This is a genomic window from Mycoplasma pogonae, from assembly GCF_054170725.1.
Window position 1 is genome coordinate 23,634 of sequence record NZ_JBSWZS010000012.1, and the last position, 25,311, is coordinate 48,944.

A 25,311-nucleotide genomic window follows, 5' to 3' on the forward strand; every position below is an offset into this window, starting at 1 on the left:
AACTATCAATGTGAGCTATTTTTCATTAAACAATTACTAACAAAAAAATGAAAATTAAATTCTTTGAAATTAATGGTGCTAATAATGATTTAGAACTAGCCCTAAAATACAACGGTAGACAAGTTATTTTAATCCAGTATTTTTCAGGAGCAAGGGGAATTGATGGTTTACAAAACATAGCATTTAATCAAATTTATTTATAGTTAAAATTTATATATTTTTCACACTTTAGTTTTTTATAGCTAAAGTGTTTTTTTGATGACAACTTTTTAATTTAATAAACTCCTAATTATTTATTAAATTATTACTTTTAAAAAGCAAACTTGCAATTATTGGTTTGTTGTAAATAAATCATTATTTTTATAAAAGTTATTTATATTGCATATTTTACTAGCTATTAAAATAAGCTTATTACTATTATGCTTTGAGCTTATTTTTGTCGGTTTCATTGTTCTAGAAAAGCTAAATTTTTCTTAAATTTGTTATCTAATTTTTCATCTAAAGTTTGAATTAATTTAAACAGGTAATCACATGTAAACTGTTGAGCAATTTTTGATGAAATTGAGACAAAGCGACTTTTTTGCTCTAAAGTTTCGTACAAAATTACCTTGTCGTGTTGTTGTTTTTTAGTTTTATTAGCAGTAATTAATATAAATTCAATGCCATTTTTTTCCATTAAATCAATTGCAAATTGAATTTCTTTAGTGGCACAACTTTTAGAAAGTAAAATTATTTTTGTACTCTGATCTTCAACTGAAGCAAGCGATAATAGAAAGCCATGAAAATCAGCAAAAGCAATTGCATTTTTACCCATTTTTTGAAAATTAATTGCAAGTTCCCGTGATGCTAAATGTGAAGAGCCAACACCATATAATAAAATCCGGTTAGCATAATATAGTTCACTAGCAATTTTTTCTAATTGCTCAGAATCCAAAATTCGCATTGTTTCGCTAATGCTGTGGCTGTATGAGTGATATAAATAATTAAGTAAATTTGTGTGTAAATTATTTTCATCATTATTTAATGCTTTGTGAGTATCTAAATGTTTGTGATAAACATATAATTGCAAATCTTTTAAAGAACTAAAACCCATTTTTGCTGCTAAACCCGAAACAAGTGAAATTGATACAGAATTTAAATGAGCAATTTGCTTGATAGAATTATTATAAAAAGCTTCAGGGCTAGCCTCAATAAATTCAATAATTTTACGTTCAGTTGCTGTTAATTGGTTTAACTGCTTATCAATAAATAATTTAAACATGCCTTAATTTTATATTTTTTTTCAAAATATAAAAATTTAAAATTAAAATAAAAACACATAGTAGATATACTATGTGTTAGTCTGGGAAATGATTATAAAATTACTTTAAAGCTTCTGATACTTGAGCGGCTACTTCAGCAGCAAAATCAGAAGTTGCTTTTTCAATTCCTTCTCCAACTTCAAAACGATAAACTTTCACAAGTTTTGCATTATTACTGTCTAGGAATTTATTAACTTTGAAACTATTATCTACTACATAATCTTGTAATTCTAAAACAGTTTCTGCAAGTGTTTTGTTTAATTTTCCATCAACAATTGAATTTTTGATGTTTTCTGGTTTGTTTGCCAAAGCAGGATCTTCTAATAATTCTGCACGAAGTTTAGCAACTCTTTCAGCGGGAACGTCAGTTACAAGTGTAAATTCAGGATTCATTGCAGCTACGTGCATTGCCACACCTTGAGCAGCTTCTTTTGCCTTACCTTCAACCACTACTAATGAAGCAATTTGGTTGTTTGAGTGACGATATGCTGCTGCTGATTGATTTGGTGTTAAAACAACTTTTTCAGCTCTTCTAAATGAAATTTTTTCTCCAATTGTTGAAGTTGCATCAACTGTTAATTCTTCAATAGTTTTACCATTAGGGGCTTTTAATTGTAATGCTTCTTCAGCTGTTGTGAATTCATTGCTTAATAATGTTTCGCCAACTGTATTTACCAATTCTAAAAATTGTTTATTTTGAGCTACAAAGTCTGTTTCTGAGTTAATTTCATAAATTACAGCAGCATTGTCGTTTGCCATTGCAGCAACAACACCTTCAGCAGCAATTCTTCCAGCTTTTTTAGCAGCCTTAGCTTTTCCGTTTTCTTGTAATCAAACAATTGCAGCCTCAATATCTCAGTTTGATGATTCTAAAGCTTTTTTACAATCAATCATTGCTGCGTTTGTTCTTTCACGTAATTCTTTAATTAACGTCATGTTATTTGTATTTGACATTTATTTTTCTCCTCTTTCTAATTGAAACTTTAATTAACAAAATTTATAAGCCTAAGCTTTTAATTCTGTTGTTTTGTTAGTTTCAGAAGTTGTTGTTTCTCTTGCTGGTCTGTTGTAATTATTATTTCTACGATTTTGGTATGCTTCGTTGTTTTGTCTTTTTTGTTCACGATTTGGATCTTCTGGTAAAACAACCTCTTCATCTGTTTTGTAAGCAAATAATTCTTTACCATTTTTAGCAGCAACAATAGCATCAGCTAAAATTGTGACAATTAAAGCAATTGATTTTGATGAATCATCGTTAGCTGGAATTCCTAAATCAACTAATGATGGGTCAGCATTACTATCTAAAATACCAATAACTTTTACACCTTTTTTTCTCGCTTCTTTAACTGCGATGATGTCATCTTGAGGATCAGCAATAATCATTACTTGAGGAATTTGACGCATATCTCTAATTCCATTTAAGTTTTTTTGTAATTTTGCTAACTCTTTTGATTTTAAAACACCTTCTTTTTTGGTGTAACCTTCAAAATTATTCTCAGCTTGTTTTTCTAAATCACGCATTTTACGTACTGAAGTAAAAATTGTTTTATTATTTGTTAAAGTTCCACCTAATCATCTTTCAGATACATATGATGAGTTAGTTCTCAAGGCTTGTTCTTTAATTGCTTTTTTAGCTTGTTTTTTAGTTCCAACAAAAATGAATGATGCCCCTTTTTGAGCAAATTTGTTAACTAATTTGTATGCAAACTCAATGGCGTTTTGAGTTTTAACAATATCAATAATATGAATTCCTGATTTTTTAGTATGAATATAAGGTTTCATTTTCGGGTTTCACTGTGCCACACGGTGTCCAAAGTAAGTTCCTGCTTCTAATAGTTTTGCTTTAGAAACAATTTCACGAGCAGGTTTTTTTTCTGCTTTTTTAATTTCTTCTGTCATTAATTTCTCCATAAATAGATTTAAGTTAGTAATTTGTTAAAACTTCCTAAAATTTCTAACATCAACATTCTTCAAAAAGAACACAAGCTGATGAATCCATTCTAGTGCTAATCATTTTTAATAATTAAATTAAAAATTACTTTAAATTGTATCAAAATTTAACTTTTTTCATAGTTAAAAAATGAAAATCACCCTTTTAAAATTAAGGGTGATTTTGTGATTTAAAAACAAGTGTCAAACATATTTTTATTTGTTAGTAAATAAAGTAAATCGGCATTGTGGCATGAGCATTTGGTTTTAAAGGGTTTTTAAGTTCTTTACCTGATTTAGTATCCCATTTTTGGGTTAGTCCTTCTTTAGTTTTAATTTCTCCAGAATCGCTGAATAATGTTTTAAAAGAGGCTGCTAAAGAAGCGACTGCACTAACAATAGCTGGTAGAGATGCAACTATGCCAACAAATAATCCCGGTAAAGCTCCGCCATAAATTTCTTGTTTTTGTTGAGGTTTAACAGGCTTAAAATCAGAAAAATCCATTTTAACTTCCTTTCTTAATTATTAAATAATTTGTTTAGTAATTTGGAGTTAGAAAAACTATTTTTTCTTTCTCCATATTATATATAGCTAGAAATCATTAATTTTGTCAAAAAAATTTTTACTTTTAGCTTTTTTTCAAAAAAACACATTTTTATTCAATTGTTAAATAAAAAGTTCAAAAAACAAATTTTTTAAACTTTCATTTTTCCTAACTTATTTAAATTTATTCAAAATAAAAAAATAATTTACAATAAATTTAAATTTTTATAACAATTTAATTCATAAAATTGCATAAATTGTTCAAAATATTTTTTAATGTTAGTAATTTTTCACTATAATTAAATTAGTTGAACTTTAATAGCAGTATATAAATAAATTTTGTTTTTTTAATAAAACACAATTTAGATATCTTTAAATAAATTAATAAATATTTGTATATTGTTTCAATAGTTCAATAATAGAGAGAGGTAAAGATAAATATGGATTTTTCAAGAAAAACAATTAAAACATTTTACAACAATGAATTTGTTAGCGAAAAAAATGCTGAATTAATGAAAGTTTTTTCACCTTATGATGGAAAAGAAATAGCAGAGATTGAAAAAACAAGTTTAGCAACATTAAACCAAGTAATTGAGTCTGCCGTAAAGGCTCAAAAAGACTGAGCGAGCTTAACATTCAAAAAGAGAAGTGAAGTACTTTATAGATATCGCGAACTAGTTTTAAAACACAAACAAGAATTGGCACATCTAATCCATTTAGATAATGGGAAAACAATGGGTGAAGCTCTAGCAGAAGTTGAAAAAGTTATTGAACTCACAGATTTTGCTTGTTCAATTCCACAATTAGTAAGTGGGGAAACACAATGAGTAAGTCGGGGGATTATCGCACGCGAAGAAAGACGTCCAGTTGGGGTTTTCGCTGTGATTACACCATTTAATTTTCCTTTAATGGTTCCTAATTGATCAATCCCTAACGCAATTGCGTTAGGAAATGCCGTTGTTTTAAAACCATCTGAAATCACACCATTAGCAACAAGTTATATGGCAGATTTGTGAAAAGAAGCGGGACTACCAAGCGGAATTTTTAATTTAGTAAATGGTGGTTCAGATATTTCTAAAGCTTTAATAGAGCATGACGAAATTAGTGGTGTAACCTTTGTTGGTTCAACACCAGTTGCCAAAATCGTTTATGAAACAGCTGCATTAAAAAATAAAAGAGTAATTGCGCTTGGGGGAGCTAAAAATCACTTATTTGCATTAAAAGATGCTCAAATCGAAATTGCAGCAAAAGAAATTTTAGCTTCAGCGGTAGGAATGGCAGGCCAAAGATGTATGGCTGTTAGTGTGGCTTTAATTGTTGGCGAAAACCAACCTTTGTTAGATGCTTTAGTTACAAAAGCGCGTGAGTTTAAATTAGGACAAAATTTTCCACCAATTGTTTCAAAAGTTAATATCGATAAAATGAAAAAATATGTTGAAAACGCTCGTCAATTAGGAGCGAAGATTTTAGTTGATGGAGCAAAAGAATTCACACCTCCTACCGGAGCTGAAAATGGTTATTGATATGGACCAACTTTAATTGATTGAACTGGCTTAGAAGATAAAATGAGCTCAGATGAAGTTTTTGGCCCGGTTTTAGAAATTGTGCAAATGAAAAATATTTCTGATGCAATTAAGTTCCAACATAAATCACCGCTAGGAAATGCTGCTTCTGTATTCACTCAATCAGGAAGAGCGGCTGAAGAAATTATTAAAGAAATGAAACCGGGTATGTTAGGAGTGAATATTGGCGTTCCGGTACCAAGAGAACCATTTAGTTTTGGTGGATTATTGCAATCAAAATTTGGCTATGGGGATATTACTGGTAAGTCAAGTATTAACTTTTTCACTAACTTAGTAAAAGTTACTACAAAATGAAATCCAGAAGATAAAACTGACTGAATGTCATAAGAAAGAAATAAAAATGCAAAAAAAGATGGATTTTTTATTGTTGGGAAGAGTCACTATTGATTTTAATCCAACAGACTATTACAATACTTTGGAAAAGTCAACTACTTTTAAAAAATATTTAGGAGGGTCAACCGGAAACACAGCAGTTGGTTTATCAAGGTTAGGTAATAAAGTTGGTTTTATTGGCAAGGTTTCAAATGATCAATTTGGTAATTTTGTAGCTGATGTTTTAGCAGCAGAAAAAGTTGATATTTCTCATCTTTATCGCCACCCTAGTTATAAACTCGGATTGACTTTTACAGAAATGCTTTCCAAAGATAAAAGTTCAATTTTAATGTATCGGAATCAAGTGGCTGATTTAGAAATTTCAATGTTAGAAATTTCAGAACAATACATTGCAAGTGCTAAAGCTTTAATTGTTTCAGGAACCGCATTAAGTAAATCACCTTCACGTGAAGCTGTGCTAAAAGCTGTTTTGCTAGCAAAACAAAATCATGTTGATGTAATTTTTGATGTTGATTATCGGGAATATAGTTGAACATCAATTGAAGAAGTGGGACTCTATTATCAACTTGTTGCAAAACAAGCGGATTTAATTATTGGCTCTAGAGAAGAAATGGAGTTGACATCAAGATTTATTTTTAATAATAATTTTAATGATGTTTCTGATCAAGATTTAGCTGATTATTGATTAAAAACAGCTAAATTAGTAATTATCAAAAATGGTAAGCAAGGTTCAAAATTATTTACAAAACATGAGCACTTAGTTGCTGAGATTGTACCGGTAGAAATGTTAAAAGGTTATGGTGGTGGCGATGCTTATGCTTCATTATTTTTGCACCTTTATTATTTAGACCCTAACAACACATTAAAAGCATTACAATTTGCAACATCAGCTGCTTCAATTATGGTGCAATCCCACTCTTCCTTTGATTTACCAAGTTTTAGCACAATTGAAGAATTTGTTACCAAGGCTTTAAGAAAGAATCCTAATTTAGTAAAGAAAGTTAAATAAAATGCATTTAAAAAATAGAAATTTATCAATTGGATATCACAATTTAGTTGATCACAAAAATCCGCAAAAAGCAGATTTTATGAAACTTGATTTAGATTTGTGGATTGCAGCTCCAAACGAAAATAAAAATTTTAAAGTTGATGAAGGGACTGAAAAAGTATTTTTAATTTTAACCGGGCAAGCAACATTGGAATATAGCGAAGATACAGTTGAATTTAAACGTGGTAACTTATTTAGTGAAAAAGGGCAACTTTTACATCTAAAATCTGGAGAAAAAGTTGTAATTCATACAACATTAAAAACAGAATTTTTAATTATTACAACTAATAATACTAAATTAAAACAAAATTATTTAAGCTTAACTTCGCATGAAACATTTTTTGGCAAAGATATTTGGGAAAATGTTGCTCGTAGAAAAGTAAGAACCTTTTTTGATTTTAGCACAAGACCGGATTCAAATCTTGTTGTTGGTGAAGTCATAACTTATCAAGGTAGATGATCATCATATTTACCCCATCACCATCCACAACCTGAATTATATTTTTTTAAGCAAGAAAAAGATTCGGGCTTTGCCCTTTCTGTAAATGGTGAAGAAGCTTATATTGTAGAAAATAATGATGTTAATGCTGTGCCGGGTGGTTTAACACATCCAGTTAGTGCTGCTCCAGGATATCCATTATATTATTGTTGAATTATTAAACATCTTCCAAATGATCCCTGAATTGATCGAATTGAAGAAGAAAAACATTTATGACTAAAAGAAGAACATCCTAATTACTGAAAGGAAAAAAATGAAAGTTAAAATCGGAGTTATTGGCGGAGGAAGAATTGGTTATGTCCACACCAAAGCAATTCAACAAAATGTTGAAAATGGTGAAGTTATTGCTCTAGCTGATGGTTTTTTAAATGCTGAAAGCAAAGCTAATTTTGAAAAACTAGGTGTGAAAAAATTTTATGATGACTATCAAGATCTTTTAACTAATTCAGAAATAGATGCCGTTTATATTTGTTCACCAACAGATAGCCATTATCAATATTCAATCGCTGCTTTAAAAGCTGGTAAACATGTATTTTGTGAAAAACCAGTTTCATTTAATTTAAACGAAATTAAAGATGTTGCTAAAGTTATTGCTAAAACTGGAAAAATTTTTACTGTCGGTCACAATCGCCGGTTTGATCACAATTTTTTAGCTATTAAAAATAGTTTAGCGACTGATAAAATTGGTCAATTAGTACAATTAAAAATTACTTCAAGAGATCCGGGATTGCCTCCTTTAGAATATATTAAAAAATCAGGTGGGTTGTTCTTAGATATGATGATTCATGATTTTGATATGGTGCGATTTTTAGTGCCAGAAAAAATCAAATCAGTTTATGCTATCGGTGATGCTCTTATAAATTCAGAGATTAAACAAGTCGGTGATATTGACACTGCAATTGTTGTTTTAACTTTTGAAAGTGGCGCAATGGCGGTGATTGACAATTGTCGCTTAGCTAATTATGGTTATGATCAGCGTGTTGAAGTTCACGGTTTGAAAGGGGCTTTACAAATTCAAAATGATACCGCTTCAACATTAATCGTTTCCAGTGAAGTGGGGATTGTTCATGAAAAACCTTTGCACTTTTTCTTAGAAAGATATTGAGATGCTTATGTACTGGAAGATAAATTATTTATCGAAGCAGTTTTAAACCACCAAAAGCCACAGGTTTCTATCGAAGACGGATATCAAGCTGTTTTATTAGCTAAGGCTGCACAGTTGTCATTGAAAGAAAAACGCCCAGTTACCCTAGCAGAAGTTGAGTAAAGTATGAGTGCAACAATTCGCTTAACAACGGCTCAAGCTTTAGTTAAATTTATTGATAATGTTTATTTAGAAATAGATGGTCAAGAACATAAATTTGTTTATGGTATAGCAACAATTTTTGGCCATGGCAATGTTTTAGGAATGGGTGAAGCATTAACAAATTTAGATCATAACTTAAAACTAATTCAAGGCAAAAATGAACAAGGTATGGCTCATATTGCTCTTGGTTATAGCAAACAAAATCATCGTTTGAAAATTATTGCTTGCACTTCTTCTGTAGGACCTGGAGCAGCCAATATGGTTACAGCCGCAGCGACTGCAACAGCAAATCGGATTCCACTTTTATTATTACCAGGTGATACTTTTGCATCCCGTCGCCCCGACCCTGTTTTGCAACAAATTGAGCAAATGCATGATTTATCAATTTCAACTAATGATGCTTTTAAAGCGGTATCGAAATATTTCGATAGAATTAATCGTCCTGAGCAATTAATTAATTCTTTACTATGGGCTTTTAATGTTTTAACAGACCCAGCTAATACCGGCGCTGTAACAATTGCTCTGCCACAAGATGTACAAGCTGAAGCATATGATTATCCAACCTGATTTTTTGAAAAAAAAGTTTATCACTACAACCGAATCACTCCTAATGAATCGCAATTATTAGCAGCAACACAATTAATTACTAAAGCTAAAAAACCATTAATAATTATCGGTGGAGGAGTTCGCTATTCATTAGCAAATAAAGTGGTATTAAATTTTTGTAAAAAATTTAATATCCCATATGTTTTTACCCAAGCGGGTAAATCAGCTTTACCAAGTTCTGAAAAACTTGCTTTAGGAGGAATTGGAGTTACTGGTAATTTAGCAGCTAATACTTATGCTAAAACTGCAGATTTAGTAATTGGACTAGGAACACGTTATACTGATTTTACCACCGGCTCTAAAACTTTATTTAGTGAAAATACTAAATTTGTTAATGTTAATTTACAGCCCTTTGATGCAGCTAAAATGCGGGGAGTGAGTTTAATAGCTGACATTAAAAAAACTCTACCTTTACTAGAAAAACAAATTAAAAAAACTGGATTTACTAAGTTTTTTACTAACAATAATCATGATTTTAAGGAATCAAAACAGTCTTGAAATGAAGTTTTGAATGTCTTAAATCATTTAACTGAAAAAGAAGCATTAAAATACCCTGAAGTTTATGATAAAAATCACAAAGCAACAAAAATATTTTTAGCTGCTGTAAATCAGTTTTATCAAACTAAGGTAGAAATTTTTCCACAAACTAGAGCCTTATATTTAATTCGGAAATACTTACCAAAAGACGCTGTTATAACTGCTGCTGCTGGATCACTACCTGGCGATTTGCAAAGAATATGAGAAACTGATGCTTTCGGTTCATACAATGTTGAATATGGTTATTCATGTATGGGACATGAAATTCAAGCGGCAATTGGATCTTCAATTGCTTTAGGTTATAAACCTTCTTATGCAATGGTGGGTGATGGGTCATTTTTAATGCTAAATAGCGAAATGGTTACTGCAGTTCAAGAAAAAGTTCCTGTTGTAGTTTTATTATTTGATAATAGCTCCTTTGGATGTATTAATAACTTGCAAGTTGGAAACACTAGCAAATCATTAGATACAGAGTTTTATTGCCGTGTAGCACCCGGATCAAATCAAAATGGTAGTTTACAAATTACTGATTTTGCAATGGTATCAAAAGGTTATGGGTGAGATTCTGTTTTAGTAAAAAACGAATCCGATTTAATTGCTGCACTAAAAAAATCAACAACTACAAAAGTACCAATGCTAATTGAAATAAAAGTTTTCCCAAAAACAATGACTCATGATTACGGCGCTCATTGACAAGTAGGTTTAGCTGAAGTTTCGAAAGAAAAATCTATTGTTAAACAAGCTCAAAAAAATAAAAAATTATATGCAACTAAAAATGATTTTAACTAGGAGATACTATGAAGCCAAAATTTAATAATACTTATGTCGGAATTGCGCCTATCGGTTGAACTAATGATGATTTACCAGATTTAGGTAAAGAAAATACATTTCAGCAAGCTATTTCTGAAATGGCTCTAGCAGGTTTTGAAGGGACTGAAATTGGTTCACAATTTCCAAAAGATTTAAAAATATTGCAAAAGCATTTACAAATGCGTAATTTACAAATCGCTTCAGCTTGGTTTAGTAGTTTTGTGATTGATAAGGGGCTTGATGCGACAATGACAGAATTTAAAAAACATGTTTTAAAGTTGAAAGAATTGGGAGCTAAAGTTGTTGTTGTTTCAGAACAATCAAAATCAATTCAAGGAAATCAATCTAAAGCTGTTTTTCAAGATAAACCACATTTTGATGATGCCGAATTCGCAAAATTAGCCCATGGTTTAAATGAAATGGGTAAATGATCACACTCAGTTGGAGTTGAGTTGTGTTATCACCATCATATGGGTACCGGAATCCAAACTTGGGAAGAAACTAAAAAATTGTTAGATTTAACTGATCCAAAATATGTTAATCTAATTTTTGATACAGGTCATTTTAGTTATTCGGGTGAAAATATTTCTGAAATTGTTCCTTTGTGTGTAGATCGTATTAAGCATGTGCATTTAAAAGATATTCGCCAAAAAGTTGTTGACCAAGTTAAATCAGAACAAAAAAGTTTTTTAGAAGGGGTACGTTTAGGAACTTTCACCGTGCCTGGTGATGGTGATGTTTTTTATGATACTTTCTTTGAAGTTTTAGCTAAAAATAATTATAGTGGTTGGTTATTAGTTGAAGCTGAACAAGATCCATCCAAAGCTAATCCGTTTGAATATGCATTAAAAGCAATGCAATTTATTAAAAATAAAATTGAATGAAAAGGATAAATAATGAGTTCAACTAACCAAAATAAACATTTGGATGAATTAATTTTTCAATTATCGAATATCAATATTAGTTTTGGGGATTTTAAAGTTTTAAAAAATATTAATTTAAAACTTTATAAAGGTAAGGGAGTTGCATTAGTTGGAGAAAATGGTGCCGGTAAATCAACTTTAATGAAAATTTTAAGCGGAATTTACCAACCAAATAATGGAACAATGTCGCTTTGTGAAAAAAATATATGCAATCACCAATTAAATTTTAATTCAATTAAAGATTCACAAAGTCAAGGAATTGCAATTATTCATCAGGAACAACAATTGTTAAATAATTTAACTGTTGCAGATAATATTTTCATAGGTAATGAACCAGGAAAATATGGTTTTGTGAATCACAAACAACAGAATGCTGCAGCTCAGAAACTTTTGGATCAATTAAATGTTGATTTTAAAGCAACTGACTTAGTTGAAAATTTATCATTATCACAAAAACAATTTATTGAAATTGCTAAAGCTCTATCATTAAAACCTAAAATTATGATTTTTGATGAGCCGACTAGTGTTTTAACTAAAAAAGATACTGTCAAACTTTATGAAATTGTTAATAAATTAAAACAACAAGGTACAAGCATTGTTTGAATTACTCACCGGATGGAAGAAATTATTAAAACATGTGAGTATATCACTATCATCAAAAATGGTTACTATGTAGCTGATGGACCTATTGCTAATTTTAAAGATGAAAATCACATCATTAGTTTAATGATTGGAGCCGACATCAAGGAGCGTTATCCCCAAAAAGAGCTAGTCGATAACAATGCTTCGGTATCATTTGAAGTTAAACATTTAAATAGTGAAATTTTAAAAGATGTTTCCTTTCAACTTCGTAAAGGCGAAATTGTTGGTTTTTATGCTCTAGTTGGAGCGGGGAGAACTGAATTAGCACAAACAATCATTGGAGCATTACCTTATTCAAGTGGAAGTTTTAGTTTTAATGATAAAAAATATTTTCCAAAAAATATTAAACATTCACTAGATGAAAAAATTTATTATTTGTCAGAAGATCGCAAAGAATTAGGTTTAAATCTTAACAAAGCAATTGATTTTAATATTTCATTAGCTTCATTACAAAGTTGCTTTTTAAATCCTAATCTCCCACTTGTTATGAAAAAGAAGATTGAGAAAAAAGCTGAAAAATATGCTGAAATCTTAAATATTGCAACAGAAAATATTTATAAAAATGTTGGTGATTTATCTGGAGGTAATCAACAAAAAGTTGCTATTGCCAAAGGTTTAGCTACTCAACCAGAATTTATTATTTTAGACGAACCAACTCGTGGAGTTGATGTTGGAGCGCGGAGAGAAATTTATAACTTAATTCACGAACTAAAAAAGCAAGCAAAAACAATCATGTTCATTTCTTCTGATATTAAAGAAATGGTAGGAATCGCTGACCGGGTAATTGTGATGTATAAAGGCAAAATTACAGCTGAATTAAAAGGTCAGAGTATTAATGAAGAAAACATTTTAAAAAATGCTTTAAATTTAGGAGAAGGTTCTGATGCGAATTAATTTTTTACCAAAGAAAAAAGAATGAAGTTCTAATTTTGATCACTATCGAAATTTACAGTTAAATTTCTATGATCAAAACCATGAATTGAATAAAATAGACAAATATTATCAAAATCGTATTCATGCAGCTCGTGAAAAAATGGATAAAGAGATTGAAAATTGACAAGATGATTTTTTTAATTTAGCAATTGCTATTAATGAAAAAAAACAAAATATCGAAAATTTTTTTGCGAAACAAATTGAAAAAGAATATCAAAAATTAAAATTATTAGAAAAGCAACATTTAAATTTAATAATTGATCAAATTAGTTATCAAAGACAACAACAAAATTTACAGCAAGAAATTGCAAATAATGTTGAAAAAATAAATGCTGCTAAAGTAGCAAAATTAGCTGAAGTAGATGCTTGATTTGCCAAAAAAGAGCAAGCAGCTAAAAAACATGTTAAAAAAGTAGAGCAAACATATCAAGATTTTTATCAAGCAATTGTTAAAGATTCTGAAAAGCGTTATAAAGAAATTAAAGCCAAGTATCAAGAAATTGCAAAGAATAATCAAGATTTTTTTAAGAGTAGACAAATTACTTTGCAAAAACAACTTGATGATTTAAATAATCAAACTACAACAAGTATTCAAAAATTAGAAACTGATTTTGCCAATGGAAAACTTGGGGTTGATAATTTAGAAACTAGCAAAATCAATTTAATGAAAGAATATAGTCAAAAATTAAAAAGTTTGCAAAAAGAAGCTGCTAAAACGCTACCGGAAATTAAAAAACAACGTTGAATTAATAAATTGTGAGGTTTTAGAGAAGAAGATCGACTAATTAATTATGCTGATCGCGTTAAAGCGGCGATTAATAATTCAAAACTATTAGTTATCTTTATTTTTATTGCTATTATAACCGGAGCCTTAAACACAAACTTTTTTGATTCTAGAAACTGATTAAGTGCAATTATTCAACAAAATTTATTTATTGCTTATATCGCAATTGGCGAAACATTTGTAATTTTAACTGGAGGGATTGATTTATCAGTTGGAAGTTTAGCGGGGTTTGGTGGTGTAGTTTATTTATCACTAACTATGACAGCAGGCTGAAATTTTGTTCCGGCATTAATTGTTACAATTTTAGTTTTGATTTTAATTGGATTAATGAATGGCTTTTTTGTCGCTAAACTAAAAATTCCGCCATTTATTATTACCCTTGCAGGTTTATTAACACTTTCCGGAGTAATTAAATTAGTGTTAAACGGAGTACCAATTTCTAATTACAATGATCCAGTTTTTACATGATTAAATGCTGGAGTTAGTGAAGGAAGTGCTTTTACAAATGCAATTTTACTATTCATAATTATTGTGGCATTGTTATTACTATTTATGAAATTTTCACGTTTTTCGCGTTATGTTTATGCCACTGGTGATAATAAAAATGCTGCAAAATTTTCTGGGATTAAAGTTGATAAAATTTTAATTTCAGTTTATACCTTATCAGGTTTCTTTGCGGCATTGGGAGCAATTACGCTAGCTTCTAAAACAGCTAGTGTTGATCCCAACTCAGGAACTGGTTTTGAGTTGGATGCCATTACCGCCGTTGCTTTAGGAGGTACTTCTTTAGCAGGAGGACGGGGAGGAATTGGAAAAACAATTATTGGCTGATTTGCAATTTCAATGTTAATTAATTCATTCTCATTTTTAAACTTAGATGCCAATGTACAACTTGTTGCTAAAGGAATTATTATTGTTTTAGCAATTATCTTTGATGGAAAATACAATTTCTACTCAAAAGCTCAAAAACTTTACTACAAAACAATTGCTAAAAAAATATAGGAATAAGGAAAAAATATGTCGAAATTATTTTTAAGAAAATTAATTATTGCCTTTAGTGCTTTATTAGGATTAGGTGGTACTTTGGCAATTGTGTTCGGAATCTCTTCACACTATAATTCTAAATTAGATCAAGGTAAAACTACTAATAAAGGTGCTGCTGATATCGCCTTGTTATTATCAACAAAAAATAACCCATTTTTTGCTGCTGTTGAAGAAGGGGTGCGTGAAAAAGCTAAAGAACTAAATTTATCAGTGGAAACTTATGACTCAATTAACAAAGTATCTACAGAAGATGATAATGTAGCAAGAATCATTGCCAAAAAACACCCAATTGTCATTTTTAATGATGTTAATGAAGATTCAGGGATTGCTGCAGTAAGAAAGTTTAACCGCGCAAAAATTCCTGTAATTGCACTTGACCACATTTTATTTGGTCCAAAAGTAAAAGAAGCTGGAATTGAAGTTGTGGCCAACATCGCTTCTGACAATGTTCAAGCTGGAAAAATTATTGCTCAATTCTTAGCACAAAAAATTAAATTGCCACAGGATATTTTAACTTATATTTTATATGGAATTCCGGGTACAGAATCAGGAATGTCACGCACAAAAGGATTTAATATCCCAGTTAAAGATTTAGATGGCAATGATATAAATTACAATGTTTATGGTTACACTTTAATTGGAGAAGCTGAAAAATACGGTAAAAAATATTACTCTGACCAAGCTGATGATAACCGTAGTTTAGCTCATGATAAAACTAATGCTCGTATTGGACAATTCTTTTCAGCTAATACAGTTGACAAACGTCCAAACTTAATTTTTGGAACTAATGATGAAGCTGCAATTGGAGCAATTAGTGCTATTTTAAAACAAAATATTAAAGATGTAGATGGTAAGGGAATTTTAGCTGGAAATCAAATTTACAGTGAAGCAACAAAAAATAAAGTTTGAGTAACTGGAATTGATTATACTAAAGATGCAATTGATGCAATTGTTAACCAAAAAACAATGACTGCAACAGTTGAACAAGAAACAAATGCCTTAGGAGCTATTGCTACTTTAATTGCTAAAAAAGTGCTTGAAAATCAATTTGATAATAGTACACTGCAACAGTACAAAGAAGTATTTCCACAAATTACCAATGTCCCAACCTCAGATAATCAAACAATGACTAAAGGTTTTTATTTCCAAGTTGCAACCAAAATTTTCTGAGCTGGTGAAGATGGTAAAGGTGAAAAACTAACTGCTGATGCAAATGGAAAATTAGTTAGAACACAATAGTGAATCAATTTATTATTAAACATAGGAGTCAAAATGGCAAAAATTAAAATCGGAGTTGTTGGTTTAGGGAGAATGGGATTTACACATGCTCAAAATATTAAAAATTTAGTTCCTGATGGTGAATTAATTGCTTTGTGTTCACATGATGGCAAGGCATTTGAATTACAAAAAGAATGAAATATTAAATATGCTTATGATGATTATGAAGTAATGCTAAAAAACCCCGAGATTGATGCAGTAGTAATTGTAACTTCTACAAATTTACATCCCAAACATATTTTGCAAGCTCTGGCAGCTCAAAAACATGTTTTTTGCGAAAAGCCTTTAGGGGTTGATTTGCAGCAATGTATTGATTTGATTCAGCAGGCTAAAAATTATCCTAACCAAGTTGTACAACTAGGGTTTATGCGACGTTATGATGCTGAATATGCAGAAGCAAAAAAACGAATTGATGAAAATCGCATTGGACAACCAATTATGGTGCGTGCTTTTAGTGAAGACCCAGAATTAGATGTTGCTAATATGTTTAAATTTGGGCCAACATCAGGAGGACAATTTGTTGATGTTAGCGCTCATGATCTTGATTTAATGGTGTGGTATTTAAATTCTTATCCAAAAAAAGTTTGGGGATTGGGAAAAGCTTATAAGTATCCCGAATTTGCTAGCTGAAATGATGGTGATGTTGTCGGAGGAATGATTGAATTCCATAATGGCACAATTGGAATGTTAGTCGCCTCACGCATTGGGCCGCAAGGTTATCAAGCTCAAGCTGATATTATGGGAACTAATGGTCATTTGCATGTGGGAATGATTGATATGAATCACAATGTTGTAGAAATGAATCAGCATGGAGCAATTTATAGTTATCACCGCAATTTTAATTCCCGTTTTCAAAATGCTTATGTTGCTGAAATTAATGCTTTTGTTAATAAAATTTTAAATCATGATTATGATAAATCGCAGCTTGATGAAGCGCTTGTTAATATTATTGCTTCCAAAACTGCTCAAGAAGCTTTTGTAAAAAATGAGTTACTAGAAGTTGTTTATCCAACTGAGATTGAGATTAAATAAATGCCATTAGTTAATGCAAAAGAAATGGTTTTTGCAGCTTATAAAAATGGCTATGCAATCCCGCATATTAATATTAATAATTTAGAAATGGCTAAAGCAATTTTAGAAACTGCTCAAAAATTACATTCTCCAATTATTATTGCCGTGACTGATGCTTCGCTTGATTATTTGGGTGGTCTAAAAACTGTTTATGGAATGGTAACAGGCTTAATTCAGCAACTAAATATTACTATTCCCGTTGCTTTGCACTTAGATCATGGTAAACTCCAAACGGCTTTGGAAGCAATTGATGTTGGTTTTACATCTGTAATGTATGATGGCCACAAGGAAAGTTTTGAAATAAATTATCAAAACACAAAAAAATTAGTTGCAAAAGCTAATTTATATAATGTTTCTGTTGAAGCAGAAATAGGAGCTATTGGTGGTGAAGAAGATGGTGTTATTTCACAAGGTGAAATTGCTTCAATCAATGAAGCAAAAGCATTTAATCAATTAGGAATTAGTTTTTTAGCTGCTGGAATGGGTAATATCCATGGTCAATATCCTGCTAATTGAAAATCATTAAATTTTGATTTAATTGCTGAATTACGAGCTAATTTGACTATACCCCTAGTTATGCATGGCGGATCAGGAATTCCTGATGAACAATTACAAAAAGCTATTGCTATGGGGGTGAGTAAAATTAATATTAATACCGAAATTTTATTAGCTTATGCTAAAGGAATAAAAACTTATTTAAATCAAAATGATTTATTTGCTCACAGAAATTATGACATTAAAAAATGAGTCAAATGGCGATTAATAACGCAAAAGCAGCAATAGAAGCAAAAATTTTACAATTAAATTCACAAAATAAAGCTTAAATAATGAAAAAATACAACACTCCAAGGTTGTATTTTTTCAATAATTACCAAATTAAAAAAATCTGATTTTAAAATTGTGTTACAGTTAGCTAAACTAATGAAATTTTACCTAAAATAAGATTTTCTTTTTCACTATTGATATTTTGTGTTGTAAAAATCAACGCTTTATCTATTTAATTCACAAAAGCTTTAAGAATTACAAAACAAAGCAGGGTAACAATAAAGGAAAAAGCTTTTACACAATATGAAATGAGCGCTCAACATGTGGTTTAAAAGTAAGTGGACTTGAAAATTGAAGTAAAATTTAACATTTAGTTTAATACCAAATCATAAAAATTTTAAGTAGTACTAGCTATATTTTTAGCATCTTCAATTGTTTGAGTTTTGCAACTTTCTAAGTACGATCTTAAAATTTTAACCAAAATTTATTTAGGGCGTTTTCACCCAATTACGTTTTTTTTTTTTTTTTGAATAGCTCTATAAATATTTCGCTTTTTTAAAAATTCGGTTTTTATTCAAAATCATTTTGTAAGATTTTTTTTTTTTTTTTTAGAAATCTACATTTAACTTATTTGGTACACTTACATTTTTGATGGTCAATAAATAAGGGTATTTAAAAGATATATATTTATATAACTACTTTTCGAAAGAGAAGTAGTTTTTTATTTCTTTTGTTCTTTTATCAACAATTGGAAAATTAATTCAATTGGTGGTTATTTAAATAGCGACGAAGCAAAGTTGCACACAAATATTATTTTGTTTTGTTATTTTGACTAATGCTTTGATTTTAATGTTCGCTCCTTTTTTAATGGATTTAAATTTTAAATAGCTCCTATTTTACTTTTATATTAACTAAACAATCAATAACTTATCCTTTCATATTGATTGCTCTTATTATGATGATAGCTTCATTGTTATTGACTTAGCCATAAATTAATTAATTTTCCTAAACAAGTTAAAAACCATATTTATATAAAAAAATGGTTTTTACATTTATATAAATGTTTTTAAAACAAAAATAAAAAGTCTAAATAAAGACAATTAAATAAATAAAAAAAAGGAAAATACCATGGAAAAAAACACACAATTAAATAATGTAGAAGAAACACAAAAATTAGAAAATGATAAAACAGAAACAAAACAAAAATTATTTCAAAAACCTGACACAATCACCGTAAAAGGGAAAATTACATTTTTAAATTTAGCGAAAACATTTAAAAATAAAAAAGGTAAAGAAGTTATCTTTAGAGAATTTGGACTAGTGCCTGATGGACAAAAACAAGGACAAGCATTTATTACATACGACTTAAAAGTGATGAATGAAATTAAATATTTAGACAAAGGCTCAAAAGTAAAAATGAAAGTAATGCCGGTTGATAAAACATGAACAAATGAAAAAACTGGTGAAATCATTCCTAAAATTGAATGACACGTAAAAGAATTAAAAACACTTGAAAAAGTATCAAACAATTTGCAATATGCAAAAGAACTACTTTTTGCTAATCCAATTAATGCAAAAGAAAATGCCGAAAGACAAGAAGCACAAGAAACAAAACAAAAAGAATCAGAAGATGAATGATCAATAGAGCTTAAATAATTTAAATGAAATCAATTAATTTATTAGAGCTTTTTGGTGGTATAGGTGCTCCAAGAAAAGCATTAGAAAATTTAAACTTTAAAATTAATAGTAGTGATTATGTTGAAGTATTACCTCAAGCATGCAATGCTTACAATCTATTGTATGCAGAAAACTATCAACCACAAGATGTTTTAAAATGAAAAAATAAAGACCGAAAAGAAATTGATTTATTGGTGCATGGCTCACCTTGTCAAGATTTTTCAATTGCTGGGAAAAATGATTTATCTACCGGAAGAAGTAATTTATATACAAGAACTTTAGAAATTATTGAAAAAGAATTAAATCCTAGACCTAAATATGTAGTTTGGGAAAATGTTAAGGCATTAACTTTTAAAAATAACATTAAATACTTTAATGATTATTTAAATAAGATGTCTGAACTAGGCTACATAAATTATTGGAAAGTTTTAAATTCTTTAAATTATGGAATCCCCCAAAATAGAGAAAGAGTTTTTGTTGTAAGTATTAGAAAAGATTTGAATCAAAATTTTAGTTTTGATAACTTAGAAACTAAAAAAATGCAACCATTAATTAAATTTTTAGAAAATTTTAAAAATATTGATCAAAGCTATTTTATTAAATATAGTTCACCATCAATGGTCAAAGCAATTGAAGATCAAAAAATTAAAGTTATTGATGATAATGAAAATGGTTTTGTTTATACAATCACAACAAAACAAGAAAGATGAAATAATTCTGGTGTTATCAAAATGCCGCTAAGTAGTTACAATGCTGAAAATTATGTAACTAATCCTAAAAATAACAACAGTTATATAAGAACTATTACTGCTACTGGAGCAAACTCAAGACAAAAAATAGTAGTAAAAGCCGAAAATACAAATGCAACATCAAAACAAGAACCAGTAATTTTTAAAATTGATGATGATTTCTATAACTTAAGAATCATTACACAAAAAGAAGCTTGAAGATTAATGGGCTTTACTAATGCTGATTATGAAAAAGTAAAACACCTATCTAAAGGTACCTTATATAAACTAGCTGGTAATTCAATTGTTGTCCAAGTATTAGAAGCAATTTTTAAGGAATTATTCAAAACAAAATAAATAAACATAAATTAAACATAAATAATAAAATATTGCTACACAAGGAAAATAAATGAAAAAATTGTTAGATTTACTGAGTCCATATCTTATAAGTAGTATTGATGTTAATCAATATACACAATATCCAGATATCGATGATAAATATAAAAAAAATACTTTGCTTACTAGAAATAATTTAGTTATTGTAGGAATCCAAAATCATGATGAAAATGAAAGAGATATTGTTGATGGACAAACATTTTTTATTTCTGATTTAGATACTCAAAAACATGCTTTTAAAGTAAAAGTTAACTATGAATTTGTAAATTTGGAAAATAAAATTTCTTCCATTTATATTGAAGATGTAAATAATAAAAATCACAAAGAAGAGTTTTTATACGATATTCATTATGCAATTCCTAAACTTAGTATGCATAACTATCAAAAAAATAATGAATTGTATGAAAAAATGTTTTATTCACCCAATAGTGTATTTAAAGAAAATTATAAAAAATTTAATGAAATACCTCATGATAATTCAATTCCAATTTCCGAAAGAAATATGTGGTATAGATATTCTCCTGAGTTTAATAAATGTATACCATATGAAATTAAATTTATGAACAAAGAAGATAAAGTAGATTTATTTTTAAATTGAGATCATGAAAATCAAGTGTTTTATACAGAAAAAATTTATGAACATTATTCACAACCTGAAAATAAATGAGCAATTGATTTAATTAAAATAGAACAACCACATTGACAAGAAATTCATGAAATAGGTTCTCCTAAATGAAAAGCTATTAGTGAACATTATTTACAAGAATTAAATGAAAAATTTAAACAAGAATTTCCTAATTCGAAAAAAGAAAAACAAATCCAAGAAGAAGAACTAGGTCAGGTTATGTAAATGAATGTATCACACAAAATTTATAAGGAAACTGTTAAAGAAGTGTTTTATTTAGATTCAAAAAAGCACCAAAATATATTCCCTAATTTTAGTAAAAATATACAAAAAAACCTTAAATTAGCAAAAAGAACAGCACTTATATTTTGGAATTTTGAGTTTGAAGAAAACATTGATTTAAAAAAATTAAAAAATCAAATAGATGAAAAAATAATTGGCAAAGAAGGCATAAGTCAGAACAAAAATAATTTAATGAATTTATATGAATTCAAAATTGAAAAAATTAAATATTTAAGATCGTGGTATAAATCCATGGATCTAAAAGCTTCTATTAAAAAAATAGACATAGAAGAAAATTTAGTTTTTGCTGAAATATTAATTTTTGAAGCTGCACTTAAAAATTTTAAAGATTTATTAATTCAAAAATTAGAACAAAAATTGGAATACATTAATAGAATGAAAAACTTATTTTTAAAATACCAAAATAAGATAAAAAGCAATGATAAGTTAAGTTAATTTAAATAATAATAAATAGTATGGAGAGTTAAGATGTGTAAATTTTTTAAAAAAGAAAAAAATAATAGGTATAAAGGTATAAAAGGTGTAGATTTTGAAGAAAATTTATCTTTATTAGATTTTGCAGCATTTTATGCAAAAATAGACAAAGAATACATTTATGAAAGTTCGAGAAAAAACATTATTTTTGTTTTTGAAAAAAATGATAAAACAGAAAGCTCTTTTGTTGAAAAACTTGATGATGTAGAAAAAATTATAAAAAAATATTATGATAGCGAAAATAAATTGGATTATGAGCAACAAAAAACTAAAATTTTATTTAAAAGAATTAAAGTTTGAAATTTAGATGAAAACTATATGGATATTTTAAATATATTTTTAAAAAAAGAAAAGAGTTTTTATTGATAACTTTAAAACCAATAATTAGAATTCCTGGAAGTAAATTTAAGAAACTAAAAATAATATTAGAAAAATTAAATTTACCTAAAGATCAAAAATTCAAGTTTTTGGATTTATTTGGCGGTTCATTAATTGTAGGTGTAAATGTCCTACATAATTTTAACAACGCCGTTGATGTCATTATTAATGACTATGATGGGTTTTGAAACACTAAAAAACACCAATTTAATCAAGAAAAAATCATAAAAACACAGCAATCATATTCTGGTTTTGGTAATCCAACAAAAGCTGCGATTGCACAGTTTGAAAAACGTATTCAAAATGGTTATTTTGAAATATTGTCTGAATGAAACATTTTATTTAAAACCAAAATTGATAATCAAATATTAAAAATAAAACAAGAAGACTATAAAGATTTATTAAAAAATAATCAACTTCAAGATTTTTATATTTATATTGATCCACCTTATTATGGTGATAAATATGAAAAGTTATATCCTAACAAAGTTGATCACAATGAATTATTTAAAATGCTAAAACAATTAGCAAAAAACAATTATTTAGTTATTTCTATTAATGATGTTCCTTATGTAAGAGAGACATTTCGTAATTGAAAAATTCAAGAATTAGCTTTTACATATACATTAACATCAAATCACAACATTAAAAAAACTAAAGAATTGTTAATTAGTAATTATTAACTAAGGAATTTAATGAAAAAAAATAAAAAATTAGTAGATACAAAGCTTTTGATATGAATTGGAATATTTATGTTTTTATTAGCATTTGCAACATTAATATATGCAATTGTTGTGGCAGCAAAAGTATTTAATGAGATTTTAAATGTTTCAAGTTTAAAAGAAATGCTTATAAACACTTTTGTTTTCTCAGGAATTGCTTATGTATTAATACCTCTTTTCATTTTTTCTAATTTGTGATTATTAAAGTGATTTTTTACTAAGAAAAAGAAAAATCAATTTCCTATTAAATTGCTTTTTCAAAAAATACAAATTTAAATTATAAAAAACAAAAAAGTAAGGTAGTTTATATGACTAAAAGAAAATTTTTAAAATGGAGTGCAGTAATTACATCAATCCCTTTAATAATTTCAACAAATGTCATTAGTTTTGTCGGTCTAGACAACTATGATTGAGGATATCATACTGATTTTTGAGGTACAAGTAAAAGTTATAACCTTTATAAAATTAGAAAAAATACTGATGTTATTAGACGCATTATGGAAGAAAAAGAAAAACAAGAAAAAGAATTACAAAGAAAAATCGATTCTATTAGGTATCTTTTTATTAAATCAAAACACACCAATTTAAATTTACAACAATTGGCATTACTAACAAATAATTTAACAACTGATAAATGAACTAAAAAAGATTTTGTTTTTAGTATTGATGGATTGCTTTTGAATTGATGACAATTTAATCATTATATTTCTAAAAGTTTTGTATTAAAAAATTTTAATGCTGCATTTAAAGAAGTTTTTGTTTATGTAAAAAGCACCATAAAAGATGCAAAAAATTTAACAGGAGCTAACTTAAAGGTTGATGATATTCCTGACAATTATTTTGTACCTGTAAAAATTGATAAGGATGTTAAAAAATTTTTGGAAGGGTTAAATAATGATAAAAAATAATAAATTAAAAATAGCTTTAATAACAGCAATGCCTTTTTTAGGAATTGCAACCGTTATAAGTTGTAATAGTACAAACAGTAATCAAAATTATAAATATTATGTTTTAGGTGATTATGAAAATTTAAAAGTTAGTCAATTAATTTATTTAACATATAACCAAGAAAATTTTGACACTGCAATTGAACCTCAAAACATGATTTTCCAAGTAGATGGAATAATTTTAACTTGGGAACAATTTAATGCTTTTATTGCTGATAATTTAGCAATGCAAAAGCAAGCAAAAATATTGAATCAACCTTTTGATGATACTTTTAAAAAAGTAAGAGTATTAGGTAGAAGTACAATAATTTTTTCAGAACTAGAAGAAGTAGAAATTGAATTTGTTAATAAGTTAAATAATAGTGTAAAACCTAAAATCAAAATAGGTTAATAATAAAAATGAAACTAAAACATTTAGCAATTTTGTCTATTCCTATAACTTCAATAGCATTAGTTGCATGTAGTCAAAAAGCATCAGAGCTATATCAAGAAAACTTTTTAGAAGAGCATGAAAATGTAGATTTAGATAAAGCTTTTGAAATATCAATGAAAATTTTTCGAAGATATATCCCGCATTGAAATTTATATCCATCTGTTTATTTTAAATTTAATGATATTAGACTTAGTGCAATAGCATTTAGAAATTACATTGAACAAGCAATGATTCAAAAATTAAATAATAAATCTTTTGAATTTCCAATTATTAAGAAACTAACTATTTATAGTCTAAGAGCCTAAAGTATTAATAACAAATTTATAAAATAAATTAAAGGAGACATTATAAGTAAATTGAATAATAAAAAAGAAAATAATAAAAATAAAAAAAACAAGAAAGCACTAGCTGCCTGATTATTAACTGGTGGAGCATTAGGGTTATTTACCGTTTCTACAGGTTTATTATTTATTCAACCATGAAAAATGAATGATTCTAAAAATGATGTTGAAATAAATGATGATATTTTTTTTGTTAATGAACCTACATTAATAGAAGCTAGTCATAAATCAATAATTAAAGATTTAACCAACTTATCAGAAACCACAAAAATTAATATCACAACTGATTTAGATGATATTGCTAAATATGATAACAAAGCTGCTTTAGATGCAGCAACTGCTAAGTTCAAA

General features: G+C 28.3%; 27 protein-coding genes. 23 read left to right on the forward strand and 4 right to left on the reverse strand.

The window, feature by feature from the left end:
• Positions 1–47 precede the first annotated feature (47 nt).
• Positions 48–203, forward strand: coding sequence for a hypothetical protein (locus tag ACW95P_RS04120; protein WP_457961979.1), 156 nt, complete (start codon positions 48–50; stop codon positions 201–203).
• 227 nt (positions 204–430) lie between these two features.
• Here the strand turns inward: ACW95P_RS04120 and ACW95P_RS04125 are convergent, their stop codons facing one another.
• The 4 genes from ACW95P_RS04125 to ACW95P_RS04140 form a co-directional block, all read right to left on the reverse strand.
• Positions 431–1,261: a MurR/RpiR family transcriptional regulator gene (locus ACW95P_RS04125; RefSeq protein ID WP_457961980.1), complete on the reverse strand. Its 831-nt coding sequence runs from the start codon at positions 1,259–1,261 to the stop codon at positions 431–433.
• A 100-nt stretch (positions 1,262–1,361) separates the two neighbouring features.
• Positions 1,362–2,255, reverse strand: a complete 894-nt coding sequence (gene tsf, locus ACW95P_RS04130; RefSeq protein WP_457961981.1) for a translation elongation factor Ts — start codon at positions 2,253–2,255, stop codon at positions 1,362–1,364.
• A 51-nt stretch (positions 2,256–2,306) separates the two neighbouring features.
• The gene (gene rpsB, locus ACW95P_RS04135) at positions 2,307–3,200 is read right to left on the reverse strand and encodes a 30S ribosomal protein S2 (protein WP_457961982.1); all 894 of its coding nucleotides are present in this window, start codon (positions 3,198–3,200) and stop codon (positions 2,307–2,309) included.
• Between the two features lie 253 nt (positions 3,201–3,453).
• On the reverse strand, positions 3,454–3,735 hold the full coding sequence (locus tag ACW95P_RS04140) for a hypothetical protein (protein ID WP_457961984.1): 282 nt from the start codon (positions 3,733–3,735) through the stop codon (positions 3,454–3,456).
• A 479-nt stretch (positions 3,736–4,214) separates the two neighbouring features.
• Between ACW95P_RS04140 and ACW95P_RS04145 the strand changes: the two genes are divergently transcribed.
• From ACW95P_RS04145 to ACW95P_RS04250, 22 genes are all read left to right on the forward strand, one after another.
• Complete coding sequence (locus tag ACW95P_RS04145; protein WP_457961985.1) at positions 4,215–5,684, forward strand: aldehyde dehydrogenase family protein; 1,470 nt, start codon at positions 4,215–4,217, stop codon at positions 5,682–5,684.
• 13 nt (positions 5,685–5,697) lie between these two features.
• Positions 5,698–6,699 carry a 5-dehydro-2-deoxygluconokinase gene (iolC, locus tag ACW95P_RS04150; RefSeq protein WP_457961986.1) on the forward strand — a complete coding sequence of 334 codons (1,002 nt, stop codon included), beginning with the start codon at positions 5,698–5,700 and terminating at the stop codon, positions 6,697–6,699.
• Position 6,700: 1 nt separating this feature from the next.
• Positions 6,701–7,501, forward strand: coding sequence for a 5-deoxy-glucuronate isomerase (locus tag ACW95P_RS04155; protein ID WP_457961987.1), 801 nt, complete (start codon positions 6,701–6,703; stop codon positions 7,499–7,501).
• Positions 7,491–8,504 carry an inositol 2-dehydrogenase gene (iolG, locus tag ACW95P_RS04160; protein ID WP_457961988.1) on the forward strand — a complete coding sequence of 338 codons (1,014 nt, stop codon included), beginning with the start codon at positions 7,491–7,493 and terminating at the stop codon, positions 8,502–8,504. The genes ACW95P_RS04155 and iolG overlap by 11 nt, the downstream gene beginning before the upstream one ends.
• Positions 8,505–8,507: 3 nt before the next feature.
• Positions 8,508–10,475 (forward strand): 3D-(3,5/4)-trihydroxycyclohexane-1,2-dione acylhydrolase (decyclizing), encoded by a 1,968-nt coding sequence (gene iolD / locus ACW95P_RS04165; protein WP_457961989.1) that lies wholly within the window; start codon positions 8,508–8,510, stop codon positions 10,473–10,475.
• An 8-nt stretch (positions 10,476–10,483) separates the two neighbouring features.
• On the forward strand, positions 10,484–11,389 hold the full coding sequence (iolE, locus tag ACW95P_RS04170; protein ID WP_457961990.1) for a myo-inosose-2 dehydratase: 906 nt from the start codon (positions 10,484–10,486) through the stop codon (positions 11,387–11,389).
• A gap of 3 nt (positions 11,390–11,392) precedes the next feature.
• A complete protein-coding gene (locus tag ACW95P_RS04175) occupies positions 11,393–12,955 on the forward strand; it encodes a sugar ABC transporter ATP-binding protein (RefSeq protein WP_457961991.1) in 1,563 nt (520 codons plus the stop codon).
• Positions 12,945–14,780, forward strand: coding sequence for an ABC transporter permease (locus ACW95P_RS04180; RefSeq protein WP_457961992.1), 1,836 nt, complete (start codon positions 12,945–12,947; stop codon positions 14,778–14,780). Before ACW95P_RS04175 ends, ACW95P_RS04180 begins: the two co-directional genes overlap by 11 nt.
• A gap of 15 nt (positions 14,781–14,795) precedes the next feature.
• Positions 14,796–16,061 (forward strand): substrate-binding domain-containing protein, encoded by a 1,266-nt coding sequence (locus tag ACW95P_RS04185; protein WP_457961993.1) that lies wholly within the window; start codon positions 14,796–14,798, stop codon positions 16,059–16,061.
• Positions 16,062–16,094: 33 nt separating this feature from the next.
• Positions 16,095–17,132: a Gfo/Idh/MocA family oxidoreductase gene (locus ACW95P_RS04190; RefSeq protein ID WP_457961994.1), complete on the forward strand. Its 1,038-nt coding sequence runs from the start codon at positions 16,095–16,097 to the stop codon at positions 17,130–17,132.
• The gene (locus ACW95P_RS04195) at positions 17,133–17,954 is read left to right on the forward strand and encodes a class II fructose-bisphosphate aldolase (RefSeq protein WP_457961995.1); all 822 of its coding nucleotides are present in this window, start codon (positions 17,133–17,135) and stop codon (positions 17,952–17,954) included. It begins immediately after the preceding gene.
• A gap of 1,110 nt (positions 17,955–19,064) precedes the next feature.
• Entirely contained in the window at positions 19,065–19,592 is a 528-nt protein-coding gene (locus ACW95P_RS04200; RefSeq protein ID WP_457961996.1) for a hypothetical protein, read from the forward strand.
• A 5-nt stretch (positions 19,593–19,597) separates the two neighbouring features.
• Positions 19,598–20,698 carry a DNA cytosine methyltransferase gene (locus ACW95P_RS04205; protein WP_457961998.1) on the forward strand — a complete coding sequence of 367 codons (1,101 nt, stop codon included), beginning with the start codon at positions 19,598–19,600 and terminating at the stop codon, positions 20,696–20,698.
• Between the two features lie 52 nt (positions 20,699–20,750).
• Entirely contained in the window at positions 20,751–21,587 is an 837-nt protein-coding gene (locus ACW95P_RS04210; protein WP_457961999.1) for a hypothetical protein, read from the forward strand.
• Positions 21,588–22,100 carry a hypothetical protein gene (locus tag ACW95P_RS04215; protein ID WP_457962000.1) on the forward strand — a complete coding sequence of 171 codons (513 nt, stop codon included), beginning with the start codon at positions 21,588–21,590 and terminating at the stop codon, positions 22,098–22,100.
• A gap of 33 nt (positions 22,101–22,133) precedes the next feature.
• Positions 22,134–22,508, forward strand: a complete 375-nt coding sequence (locus ACW95P_RS04220) for a hypothetical protein (protein WP_457962001.1) — start codon at positions 22,134–22,136, stop codon at positions 22,506–22,508.
• The gene (locus ACW95P_RS04225; RefSeq protein WP_457962002.1) at positions 22,502–23,200 is read left to right on the forward strand and encodes a DNA adenine methylase; all 699 of its coding nucleotides are present in this window, start codon (positions 22,502–22,504) and stop codon (positions 23,198–23,200) included. Before ACW95P_RS04220 ends, ACW95P_RS04225 begins: the two co-directional genes overlap by 7 nt.
• A 12-nt stretch (positions 23,201–23,212) precedes the next feature.
• Positions 23,213–23,515, forward strand: a complete 303-nt coding sequence (locus ACW95P_RS04230) for a hypothetical protein (protein WP_457962003.1) — start codon at positions 23,213–23,215, stop codon at positions 23,513–23,515.
• A gap of 32 nt (positions 23,516–23,547) precedes the next feature.
• Positions 23,548–24,147 (forward strand): hypothetical protein, encoded by a 600-nt coding sequence (locus ACW95P_RS04235; RefSeq protein WP_457962004.1) that lies wholly within the window; start codon positions 23,548–23,550, stop codon positions 24,145–24,147.
• Complete coding sequence (locus ACW95P_RS04240; protein ID WP_457962005.1) at positions 24,134–24,577, forward strand: hypothetical protein; 444 nt, start codon at positions 24,134–24,136, stop codon at positions 24,575–24,577. Before ACW95P_RS04235 ends, ACW95P_RS04240 begins: the two co-directional genes overlap by 14 nt.
• Before the next feature lie 8 nt (positions 24,578–24,585).
• Positions 24,586–24,924 carry a hypothetical protein gene (locus ACW95P_RS04245; protein ID WP_457962007.1) on the forward strand — a complete coding sequence of 113 codons (339 nt, stop codon included), beginning with the start codon at positions 24,586–24,588 and terminating at the stop codon, positions 24,922–24,924.
• 51 nt (positions 24,925–24,975) lie between these two features.
• A partial coding sequence (locus ACW95P_RS04250; protein ID WP_457962008.1) for a hypothetical protein occupies positions 24,976–25,311 on the forward strand: 336 nt, incomplete at its 3' end.